The 11,114-nt window shown below is 43.9% G+C and carries 9 protein-coding genes and 2 tRNA genes; 5 read left to right on the forward strand and 6 right to left on the reverse strand.

The features are described from left to right. The 5 genes from BIY37_RS14165 to BIY37_RS08955 all read right to left on the reverse strand — a co-directional run bounded on the left by BIY37_RS14165 (position 1) and on the right by BIY37_RS08955 (position 2,798). Entirely contained in the window at positions 1 to 1,110 is a 1,110-nt protein-coding gene (locus BIY37_RS14165) for a peptidylprolyl isomerase (protein WP_070067498.1), read from the reverse strand. Between the two features lie 49 nt (positions 1,111 to 1,159). After that, a complete protein-coding gene (locus BIY37_RS08940; protein ID WP_070067499.1) occupies positions 1,160 to 1,390 on the reverse strand; it encodes a hypothetical protein in 231 nt (76 codons plus the stop codon). Between the two features lie 102 nt (positions 1,391 to 1,492). Beyond that, positions 1,493 to 1,577 (reverse strand) — tRNA-Leu (locus tag BIY37_RS08945). A 107-nt stretch (positions 1,578 to 1,684) separates the two neighbouring features. Beyond that, positions 1,685 to 1,757: transfer RNA gene (locus tag BIY37_RS08950), tRNA-Cys, on the reverse strand. A 198-nt stretch (positions 1,758 to 1,955) separates the two neighbouring features. After that, positions 1,956 to 2,798, reverse strand: coding sequence for a hypothetical protein (locus BIY37_RS08955; RefSeq protein WP_070067500.1), 843 nt, complete (start codon positions 2,796 to 2,798; stop codon positions 1,956 to 1,958). 314 nt (positions 2,799 to 3,112) lie between these two features. On the opposite strand from BIY37_RS08955, the gene BIY37_RS08960 reads away from it, so the two are divergent. From BIY37_RS08960 to BIY37_RS08980, 5 genes are all read left to right on the forward strand, one after another. Beyond that, positions 3,113 to 6,583, forward strand: a complete 3,471-nt coding sequence (locus tag BIY37_RS08960) for a DNA polymerase III subunit alpha (RefSeq protein WP_070067501.1) — start codon at positions 3,113 to 3,115, stop codon at positions 6,581 to 6,583. Between the two features lie 291 nt (positions 6,584 to 6,874). Beyond that, positions 6,875 to 8,164, forward strand: a complete 1,290-nt coding sequence (locus BIY37_RS08965; protein WP_080324974.1) for a DUF6754 domain-containing protein — start codon at positions 6,875 to 6,877, stop codon at positions 8,162 to 8,164. Positions 8,165 to 8,249: 85 nt separating this feature from the next. Next, positions 8,250 to 8,903: a hypothetical protein gene (locus BIY37_RS08970; protein ID WP_070067502.1), complete on the forward strand. Its 654-nt coding sequence runs from the start codon at positions 8,250 to 8,252 to the stop codon at positions 8,901 to 8,903. Then, positions 8,903 to 9,718, forward strand: coding sequence for a hypothetical protein (locus BIY37_RS08975; protein WP_070067503.1), 816 nt, complete (start codon positions 8,903 to 8,905; stop codon positions 9,716 to 9,718). Before BIY37_RS08970 ends, BIY37_RS08975 begins: the two co-directional genes overlap by 1 nt. Continuing rightward, positions 9,711 to 10,460 carry a hypothetical protein gene (locus tag BIY37_RS08980; protein WP_080324975.1) on the forward strand — a complete coding sequence of 250 codons (750 nt, stop codon included), beginning with the start codon at positions 9,711 to 9,713 and terminating at the stop codon, positions 10,458 to 10,460. The genes BIY37_RS08975 and BIY37_RS08980 overlap by 8 nt, the downstream gene beginning before the upstream one ends. 83 nt (positions 10,461 to 10,543) lie before the next feature. Here BIY37_RS08980 and BIY37_RS08985 read toward each other — a convergent pair whose 3' ends face one another. Then, the gene (locus BIY37_RS08985; protein ID WP_070067504.1) at positions 10,544 to 10,786 is read right to left on the reverse strand and encodes a hypothetical protein; all 243 of its coding nucleotides are present in this window, start codon (positions 10,784 to 10,786) and stop codon (positions 10,544 to 10,546) included. Positions 10,787 to 11,114: the final 328 nt, after the last annotated feature.

Consider the following 11,114-nt stretch of genomic DNA (forward strand, 5'->3'; position numbering starts at 1 on the left):
TTACAAGGTAATCTCTATCTTTGTCTTTTCCCTCAGATCCTTAATTAACGCATTCATTTCAAATGCAACCAATTCTTCCCGAACCTTGTCTTTTACCTGACTGTAACTTACGTCTTTGGCAGGGGTTTTGGCAGTGACCTTGATCAGATGATAGCCAAATTCCGTTTTGACCGGATCACTCACCTTGCCCACCTCGGTGGCAAATGCAGCCTTGGCAAAATCTTCAACCATGACGCCATGTCTGGGGAACGAGCCTAGCTCGCCGCCTGTTTTTCCTGTCGGACAGTCGGAATATTTTTTTGCTAATTCGGCAAAATCTGCCCCCTCATCGAGTTCCTTTTTTATGGATTCTATCTTTGCCCTTGCACGGTCTATTTCCTCCTGGGTCTTTTTTCCCTTGGTATCGACCAGGATATGGCTTGCCGTAACGGTTTCGCCATTGAAGTTGCCAATATTTTTCACAAAATACTCTTCTAATGTTTTCTCCGTGATGTTCTTGGATACATAATTTTCAATTGCGGCAGACATATCGATCGCAGTTCTTAACTCGTCAATGTTACTGCCTTGTAATTCTAAAAACTGCTCTAATGTTTTATCTTTCGTAGCAGGATTGTTTTTAATATTGTCCCGCATTTTGGTAATCTCTTTATCTACAATATCCGGAGAGACACTCAGTTTCTTTTCAGCCACGAATTGTCTTAATAAACTCTGTGTTACGAGCTGATCTGTGATTTGCTGTTCCATGGAGGATATTGCAGCGGGATTCACGTGAGTTTTAAACCGGTCAAGTATTTTATCAAGATCTTTCCGGAGAATTTTCTCGTTATTAACCGTTGCTATCACTTTGTTCGGATCGGCTTTTTCTTTCTTGCCATGGACACTAGTAATACCATGTCCACCAGAAACACCTTCTTCCGTTGTCATACCCAGTGAATGCATTTTTTCTGTGTCTTCTTTATTAAAATCAACATTCTTATGTATTTTTGCAAAATCTTGTTCGGAGGACTGGCTGCTTACCAGATAACTCTCCGGTTCGTTTCTTTTGCAACCACAAAGAGATAAAACCATGAAGCTTGCAAGAACTGAAAAAATAGCGATTCCTTTTGCCATAATAACTCCTTACTTAAAGATGCTTTTGGTCAGAAAAACTAAAACTTACTTACAGAGATGGAGAGGTATGCTTTCTTCCATAATATTCTGTGATAAGCTTTAGGAGGTCTTCTTCCTTCAGGTTTGAGATGTAGTCTAGGGCAATATCTATAAGAAGATTGATAGAGAGTCGGGGATTTTTTGCAGTAATCAACTGTAATGCCTCATAAATTTCAGGACTGATTTCTAACGCTGTTTTTGGCTTAAACACATGATATTTTAAAAGCTTAATAGGATTCATATTTTTATCCTCTCAAACAAAGGATAAAGCAAATTGGTTCCGTAATTATCCATAAATTTTTATAATTAATTTGATTAGCTCATTTATAATAAAGCCGTCATATGGGCGAGGTGGGAGTCGAACCCACACAACCTTTTAGGGTCAAAGGATTTTAAGTCCTTCGTGTCTGCCATTCCACCACTCGCCCACAGGTATAATTGGTTATTGCTCAGTTATCATTGTGCGAATGAAAAGAACCATGGATTGTCTTTTTAAAAAACCTTACGTCCCCTTGCAACGGATACTATTTTAAAAAGGCGGCTCTGGGATTCGAACCCAGGATAACGGTTTTGCAAACCGTGGCCTTAGTCCACTTGGCGAAGCCGCCTGCTCTATTTTTTATTTAAGCTTTGTATGTTACCATCTAAAAATATGTATAGCAAGAGGTTTTTTTGCCTCATTAATTATGACCGCAGGAACTTTTCGTTGCCAAAATATAAAAAGATCATTTCAGCAAAAAAAAGGGGAAGACAGAGCCTTCCCCTTGGTAGCATCTTAAACAACGTGCAAAAAACGCAGGTAGTTATTATTTTAAATTTTTTAATGCCTTCTCCATTCTGGAGAGCAGGATACTTACCTCATCAAGTGATATTTGAGGAGCGGTAATCCTTTCACATAATAATGCAAAAGTCTTATCGATCTCTTCTGCCGTCTTATTTCCTGATCCCATAAGGGGGAAATGTGGCCCTGAGGTGGAAGAAGTTTCAGGCGCCGAAGGCGTACCAGACGCCTTGGACTTTGCCAACTCTGCCTCTAAGGCATCCTTTGCCTTTTGGAGTTCTGTGATTGTTTTCTGCTTCTCTGCAAGCTCCTGATCCGCTAATTTTTTTGCCTCTGTATAATAAATGAGCTGATTTTTAACCTCGTCTCTATTCCTCTTCACATCGGTAATCTGTAATTCAAACTTCTCCGACAGACTCTTGCTGTCTGCTTCAAGGGCACTCAAATGCTCAGCTAATTTGTTCCTTGTATTTTGTAATTCATTAAGCTTGTTTTGTTGCTCCTGAATGGTATTTTGTAACCCGCTTAACTGAACTCCGACAGCCACCTTGATGGCGCCAAAGGTGTCAACTTCCTTCTGAAGTTCAGATGCCTTTGCCGCAAAACTGTCCTTTTCAGCGGTGCATGCTGTTAATTTGTCATCAACCTCTTTTTTTGCAACCTCAACCTTCTCAATGTTTTCCATAAGTTCCGGGACTTTTAACACTTCCTTGCGTCCGGCGCTCAGTTGTCGTTCAAGACCATGCACCCGCTCTTTCTGTAACCGGTATTTCTCGGTAACGGATACGCCAAAACCAACACACAGTAGTCCAAAAACGCCTACCAAAACTACCATAATTGCCTTTGCCTTCGTATTACAACTTGACATACCATACCCCCTTTTGGTGTACTTTGATTAAATTGTATATGTTTATGGAAGATTTCAAAAAAATTAACTAGGTGAACATAATAGCAAAAGAAAACTCTGGTTTCAAGTAAAATTGTTCTTACGAAATTGACAACAATTTAGGCTTGATTTTCAGGGTCATGAATTACGATAATACTGGAAAATTACCATTCATTGGCGCAATGAAGCCGCAATCAAATGAGCAACGGCATTTACGGAAATGATGAATATCCAGCACTACAAAAAACTCCATTTTTTATTTTGTTAAATCAAGAACAAAATAATGAAAGACACGTATGAAAAACGATAATTTTATTCATCTCCATGTCCATAGTGAGTATAGTCTTCTCGACGGTGCTTGCAAAATTGGCGATCTTATTGATAGAGCCGTACAACTGAAAATGCCCGCCCTTGCCCTGACCGATCATGGAAACATGTTTGGCGCTGTGGAATTTTATGAAGTGGCCCGGTCGAAAGGAATAAAGCCCATTTTGGGGTATGAGGCCTATGTGGCACAAGGCAGTCGCTTTGATAAAGAATCGAAAAACGGGAAGGAAACAATCAGCCACATTACCCTCCTTGCGGAAAACAACGAGGGCTATCGCAATCTTCTCAAGCTCACAACATCGGCATATCTTGAGGGTTTTTACTACAAACCAAGGATCGATAAGGCCATTCTGAAAGCGCATGCTTCAGGGCTCATCTGCCTCAGTGGCTGCATGACTTCGGAAATTAATCGTTATTTGGTACATAACCGCAGAGAAGAAGCAACACTTGTTGCAAAGGAATATATGGACATCTTCGGGCCAGAACGTTTTTATCTGGAAATTCAAAATAATGGAATCGAACAACAAGCAAAATTGGTGTCTGAGGCGGCAGAGATAGGAAAAGAACTGGGCATCCCTCTTGTCGCAACAAATGACATACATTATATGAATATGGATGACGCTACGGCCCATGATGCACTGCTCTGCATCAATACCGGGAAACATCTGGCTGACGTTCAAAGGATGCGCTTTGGAACGAATGAATTTTATTTCAAAAACTTTCAGGAGATGTACGCCGTTTTCCAACACATACCGGAAGCCATCGAAAATACTGTAAAAATTGCCGACCGATGTAATGTGGAAATGTCTTTCGGAAAGATGCACCTGCCTAAATTTACTGCACCAAACGGTATGACCAATAATGCCTACCTGAGAAAACTTTGTGAGGAGGGCGCAGTACAAAAATACGGCTCTGTTACCCAGAATGTCCGTGAACGTCTGGACTATGAACTTGCAGTTATCGAAAATACAGGATTTGTGGACTATTTCCTGATTGTCTGGGACTTTATTCGTTTTGCTATTCACCATCGTATTCCCGCCACTGGCCGTGGTTCCGGTGCAGGCAGTCTTGTTGCTTATGTGCTGAATATTACGAACATTGATCCTCTCGAAAACGACTTGTTGTTTGAGAGGTTTCTGAATGCCGAGAGAATTTCCATGCCGGATCTGGATATCGATTTCTGCGCTGAAGGCCGCGAAAAGGTTATCCAATATGTCCGGGAAAAATATGGCGGCAACAGCAATGTTGCTCAGATCATCACCTTTGGAACGATGAAGGCAAAGGCTGTTATCCGGGACGTTGGGCGGGTGATGAATATACCGTTATCCGAAGTAGACAAGGTGGCTAAACTGATTCCCAACACACTCAATATAACCTTAAAGGAGGCCATGGAACAGGAGCCCGCATTAAAGGCGCTCTACGAAAACGAAAAACACATCCATGAGCTGTTTGATATTTCAAAAAAACTGGAAGGACTCTGCCGCCATGCATCGGTGCATGCCGCAGGGATTGTCATTTCAGATGAACCCTTAACGGAATATGTCCCGCTGGCAAAAAATGGCGACGTGGTTACCACGCAATTTTATGATGAAATCCTGGTGGATAAAATTGGATTACTGAAGGCGGATTTTCTTGGTGTCCGGAAACTGACCGTTATAGATAAAGCGCTGAAGCTGATCCGGGAAACGACAGGGGAGGATATTGATCTGGCAAAGATTCCTATGGATGACAAAAAAACCTATGAATTGTTATCCCGCGGGGATGTGAAGGGAGTCTTCCAGGTCGAAACCAGCCGGGGTTTCAAAGAACTGCTCAAAAAGCTAAAACCCGACGCCTTTTCAGACATCCTGCCTCTCGTAGCCCTGTACAGACCGGGTCCATTGCAAAGCGGAATGGTAGACTCCTTTATTAACCGAAAGCACGGGAGGGAAGAGGTCGCCTACCTTCATCCATCCCTTGAACCGATCCTGAAAGAAACCTACGGGGTAATTTTATATCAGGAGCAGGTCATGCGTATTGCCAACCGTTTGGCGGGATTTTCCCTGAATCAGGCCGACAATCTCCGCAAAGCCATGGGTAAGAAAAAGCCGGAGATTATGGCAAAATTCAAAGACCAGTTTATTAACGGCTCTATCGCGAATGGAATCCCGAAAGAGACCGCGATCAGCATATTCGAATTAATGGAGTACTTTGCGGGATACGGATTTAATAAGTCTCATTCTGCAGCCTATGCAGTAATCACGTACCAAACTGCTTATCTGAAGGCAAACTATCCGGTGCAGTACATGGTCGCCCAGCTTAGTTGTGAAAAACAGAACATGGATAAGATCGCGGACTATATTGAGGACTGCCGCCATATGGGCATCGGGTTGCTTCCTCCGGATATTAACGAAAGTCAAAACGACTTTACCATCTTCCAGGGAAACAAGATACGGTTTGGATTAGGGGCGATCAAGAATGTTGGTGAAAAGGCTATCGAGTCCATTATCCAGTCCAGGGACAAAGGAGGTCGTTATGCCTCAATCCTGGATGTATGCAAGCGGGTTGATATGCGGGTGGTAAACAAACAGGTGTTCGAGTCTTTGATCAAATCCGGATGTTTTGACTCACTGCATGACAACCGGGCAAAACTTCTTGCGGGACTGGATACCGCTATGCAATTGGGTGGTATCGCAAGCAAAGAAAGGCGAAAAGGCCAGAAATCCCTCTTTGATATCGAAAGTGATCTGGATATTGGCGTAAAAGAGGATACCGGAGCAGAAGCCGATGTGAAACAATGGTCGGAAAAGGAGATCCGCCAGGCAGAAAAGGAAAGTCTGGGTTTCTACCTGAGTTCGCATCCATTAAATGCCTGCCAGCAAAAGATTAAACAGTTGTCTACGGTATCTTCCGCAGAAATATCCGAACATGCTGAGGGCGAAGATATCATTATCGGGGGGATTATTACCAACCTTAAACCGAGCGTAACGAAACGGGGCGACCCCATGATGTATATTACCCTGGAGGATATGAAAGGTACTGTTGAATGTGTTATCTTTAGCAAAGAAATAAAGGTATGTCAGTCCCTGTTAAAAACAGATGAGATTGTTTTTGTAAAGGGACAGATCGGTTTCCAGAGCACAGCCCCGTCTGTGAGGATAAAAGAGATAATATCCGAAAAGGACGCATTAAAGCGTCTGACCAAATGCATAACACTTCAGATTGAAGGAGTGTGTTATGACGAGGCAAAATTACTGCAGATCAGGGAAATGATCAAAAAACACTCCGGCTCATGCCCGCTCTTTTTTGAAATCCGCACACCTGAACAAACCAGTACGGTAATCAAATCATCAAGTCAGTATTTCGTGTCGGTAACAGACGATTTTCTGTGTTGTATGAAGGAACTCTTTGGTTCCGTGGCGCTCAAACTTAACCAGGCAGAAATGCTTGCAATAGTTTAATTGTATAGGAATTTTCATTTTTTTAAGCGGGTAACCGAAGACACAACTTGAAAGATTCTCAGGAATGCACCTGACGTTTTTGTCCTGAATGTAATGCCCGTTAGAATGAAAAATAGAATACGGTATTGCAAATACAATTTTCCTTTTGTGTGTTTTTGCTAAAAAGTGATTTGTCTCTGAAATTAAGCCATCTTCCTTATTTTTCCGGCATGATATCCACTCTTTAAAATATGTTGTAATTTCGAGTCAATAAATTATAATGATGTCGGCTGGTAAAAGGGGGGAAGGGAGTTGTCTTCCAATCGTACGTTTCCTGTGTCTTTTTTTACGGTAAAAACATTTGTTGTGAGAAAATACTTTTTTGTTGCTGCTATTATTCTTTTATCACCATGCCTCCTGAATACAGGCATCTTTGCTCAACTACCATCCTTTCTCATCCCACCGACAGAATTTAAGGCATTCGATACACCAAACGACGCAGGGGAAACGATATCACTGACCTGGTCAATCTCTCCCAGTGATGCCCCCGATGTTTTCTATGTGGTATACATCGACAAGGATAAAAACGGCGACTTTGAAAAGGAGGCAATTCGCATAAAGTCTAATGCCAGTTATCGAACTGCTGCCCCTGAAATTTATGGGCATAAAAAATCGAATGGAAATTACCACTATGTTCAGATATTTCCCAAAAAGGTTTTTAACGGGGAAACGATTGACAAGAGACGGGTCTATTACTTCAAATTAGCGATGGTTGCGGGGAATAATAAAATTGTCCTGGATACGATAGCCTCCGCCAGGGCGCATGGGAACTGGTTGCACCTGAAAAAGACAAACAATTTTCTCATTATGATGACTCTCTCGGCCATTATCCTCTATTTTATTGTTCATGCACGGCAAAACCCCAACATGTTTTTACGAAAGATTAGTGGATTGGATGCCGTGGATGAAGCGCTGGGACGTGCCACGGAAATGGGTAAGCCCGTGCTGTTTGTTCACGGGCTAACCGGTATGGGAAGTATATCAACCATCGCCGCAACGAATATTCTGGGCAGGATTGCGCGAAAGATTGCAGATTATGATGCAAACTTAAAAGTCGTGAATAATGACCCCATTGTAATGTCGGTTAGTCAGGAGGTAGTGAAGGAATCGTACCTTGAAGCGGGACGTCCCGATGCCTATAGCCCGGACAATGTCTTTCTGGTTGCATCAGAGCAATTTCCATATGTTGCGGCTGTGGGAGGTATTATGACCCGCGAAAGGCCCGCCGCTAATTTTTTTGTAGGATATTTCTATGCAGAGGCATTAATCCTGGCAGAAACCGGCGCTTCTACCGGCGCTATCCAGATTGCCGGCACGGATGCCTATACCCAGTTGCCTTTCTTTATTACTACGTGTGATTATACCCTGATTGGAGAGGAGCTTTATGCCGCCAGCGCCTATTTGTCGAGGGAACCCATGCTTATGGGTACGCTCAGGGCACAGGATGTGGGGAAAGGAATCCTCATTGTCATCTTGATATTAGGCACGATACTCGCCAGTTTCGGGCTGACATTTATCACGCATCTGTTTGAGGCTTTTTGAAAAATGTGAAAAGAGTAAAAAACGTGAGGTGTTTCGAAGGATTTTTGATGATTCCGTGTAATTCCGTGAAAATTGGTGGTGAACTATGAATTTCTTAAAGCGCACGATTCCGCTCATCATCGCATTTGTCATGGGCGTGCTCATGGCTATGCAGTATTATGTCCCTCATAAACTTTCACAGGACTTGCTGGAGGTAGTATCCAAATGGGATAGGATTATTGCAGGTTTTGCCGTATTTATTGGCGCCTATAGCCTGCTCCATCTCCACTGGACGAGGATTAAGCGGAAGGTGGAGGGATGGGGATACAGCGTCTTTGTCTATTTTGGGGCAATTATTACCCTGCTCTTTGGTTTTCTGAACGGGGGAAAATTTTTCTGGAATGACAAACAGGACGGGACGATGTTTGACTGGCTTTATTATTATGTACAGGTACCGGCAGGGGCTACCATCTTTTCCATTCTGGCCTTCTTTATTGCATCAGCGGCCTACCGGACATTTCGCGCCCGTACCAACGAATCGACGGTGTTGCTTATTGCCGCTATCGTCGTTATGCTCGGAAGGGTGCCCATTGGGAATTATATCTCTCCGTATGTTCCGGCAATAGCCGACTGGATCATGGCCGTTCCCAACCTTGCAGCCAAACGCGGCATTCTTTTGGGAGTCAGTCTCGGGGCAATTGCGACCTCCCTGAAAATCATTTTTGGCATTGAACGGTCTTATCTGGGAGGAGGGGACTAATGGAAAGATTTTTACGGATAGACCGTCGCATTATCTTCGCAAGCATCACGGTCGCCGTTATTGTTTCTCTTATCTTGCAGTTTGAACTGCCCATACCCGCCTCGGAACCCGTTCAGGAAATTTATGAAGAGATAGAGTCTTTGCCGAAGGGTTCCCGTGTCATGATCGCCTTTGATTATGACCCTGCATCCAAGGAAGAACTCCAGCCCATGGCTGTCGCCTTTCTTCATCATTGCTTTAGCAGGGATTTGAAAGTTATCGGCATGACGCATTACCCGGGCGCTCCCGGTCTGGCCGAGCAGGCAATGACCTCTGTAGCCAATCAATATCAGAAAAAATATGGTGAAGACTATGTCTTTTTAGGCTATAAACCAGGGTCGGCCTCTCTCATCATTAATATGGGGGAAAACCTTTATTCAGCATTCCCCAAGGATTTTTACGGGAATGATACCACGACATTGCCGGCCTTACAGGATGTTGATTCGTTACGGGAAATCAATTTCTTGTTCGATCTTGCGGCTGGAACGACAATCGAAACATGGATAGCCTTTGGAAAGGAAAAATATAAATTTGATATGGGCGCAGGATGCACCGCCGTGATGGGTCCTGATATGTATCCCTTTCTTCAGTCAAAGCAGCTTACGGGTTTGTTGGGAGGTCTCAAAGGGGCGGCAGAATATGAGGCGCTGATCAGGAAAAAGGCCAATGCCGTGAGTGGAATGCGACCCCAAAGCGTGGTGCATGTGATTATTATTATTTTTGTCATATTCGGTAATATCGTCTATTTTACAACCAGAAGGACGCGGCATGCGTAAGGATTCTAACTTTTTCGTCTTAGTGGGCACCATCGGATTGTTCGTTTGTATTAATATCTTTTTAATGGCATCTGGAAAACTTCCGTTCTCGTTTGATGGGTTTGGCGTTATCCTTGGCGCCGGACTTACTCTGGCCATCTACAGCTTCCTGTACAAGGACAATCCCGCCTTTAAGATTGCCGAGAATCTTTATGTAGGCGTTTCCCTGGGTTATACCATTATTATTACCTGGTTCAATTTCTTGAAACCCGACCTGTACGATTCCCTTATTGTGCCAATGTTTTCAAAGGCCGCAACGAAAGCCCCTCAGTATGCATTAATATTTCCTTCCATGCTGGGCGTCTTTATGTTCCTGAGATTTTCGAGAAAGTTATCATGGCTGAGCCGCTGGACGTTTGCCTTTGTGGTGGGCCTTGGGGCAGGAGTAAGCATTCCACGAGTCATCTCGGCATTCATCCTTGAACAGATAAAACCCTCCTTACATCCTGTCTTCTCCGGCGGAGAAACACTCTTTTCCAGCGTCAACACCTTGCTGATTATGCTGGGGGTCATCTCGGTGCTTATCTATTTCATCTTTTCTGTCGAACACAAGGGCGCAATTGGAAAGATATCCAAGATTGGGATCTGGTTCCTCATGATCTCCTTCGGCGCTTCTTTTGGCTACACGGTCATGGGCCGGCTATCGTTACTCATCGGCCGCATTCAGTTCTTACTCAGGGATTGGCTGGGTGTTTTGCAATAATGGATAGGGGTAGGGAAGGCTTTCGCCTCCCCTTCCTCCGAACCGTACAGGCGGGTCTCCAGTCAGTGGTTACCCCTTCGGGATTAACCGTTGAGAATACAAATTGCGGATACGTGAACAATTCCTACCTCATAATGATGACATCGATTCTCATCATTCGCCTTATGCAGGCCGTCAACAGGTATTCCGCTATAAGCCAGGTTCAAATCCGTTTCTACGGATTTCTCCAACTTGTTTAGGCATTTCTGCCACTCACTTTTGGTTTGTCTTCCCAGCTTGCCCACTTCATACCTCCACTTTCCTGCCTCCCTTCGCTCCACATCCATTACGATGCTTCCTCGCTCCTATGGAGGCTCTGTCTCCTGACATTGTCACTCCCTCTGTCAGGTATCCCTGATTCATGCACCTTGCCTTCCAGCCATTCCGTCTCCAACCACCCCTTGCTCCCCACCCCATCTCACGATGACGCAGTTATGATCGGTTACAGGGTTGGAAAGCGTTTCCCCTGAAGGGGACTTTCACCCCTCTGACACTATGCACTCTCAGGCGCACTAGGCCTTATCCAAGCGTGATTTTTTTATCGAGAGAGATGAAGTTGTTTGAAATGCCCGATTTTACTGGTTAAAATGGAGACGTGTGAAAACTTTAATAACC

It is taken from the genome of Candidatus Brocadia sapporoensis, assembly GCF_001753675.2.
Taxonomy (GTDB): domain Bacteria; phylum Planctomycetota; class Brocadiia; order Brocadiales; family Brocadiaceae; genus Brocadia; species Brocadia sapporoensis.

Bases quoted from the DNA above. Each gene is read 5' to 3' on its own strand.
- BIY37_RS14165 (WP_070067498.1), bottom strand. From the start codon at position 1,110: ATGGCAAAAGGAATCGCTATTTTTTCAGTTCTTGCAAGCTTCATGGTT.
- BIY37_RS08940 (WP_070067499.1), bottom strand. From the start codon at position 1,390: ATGAATCCTATTAAGCTTTTAAAATATCATGTGTTTAAGCCAAAAACA.
- BIY37_RS08955 (WP_070067500.1), bottom strand. From the start codon at position 2,798: ATGTCAAGTTGTAATACGAAGGCAAAGGCAATTATGGTAGTTTTGGTA.
- BIY37_RS08960 (WP_070067501.1), top strand. From the start codon at position 3,113: ATGAAAAACGATAATTTTATTCATCTCCATGTCCATAGTGAGTATAGT.
- BIY37_RS08970 (WP_070067502.1), top strand. From the start codon at position 8,250: ATGAATTTCTTAAAGCGCACGATTCCGCTCATCATCGCATTTGTCATG.
- BIY37_RS08975 (WP_070067503.1), top strand. From the start codon at position 8,903: ATGGAAAGATTTTTACGGATAGACCGTCGCATTATCTTCGCAAGCATC.
- BIY37_RS08980 (WP_080324975.1), top strand. From the start codon at position 9,711: ATGCGTAAGGATTCTAACTTTTTCGTCTTAGTGGGCACCATCGGATTG.
- BIY37_RS08985 (WP_070067504.1), bottom strand. From the start codon at position 10,786: ATGGATGTGGAGCGAAGGGAGGCAGGAAAGTGGAGGTATGAAGTGGGC.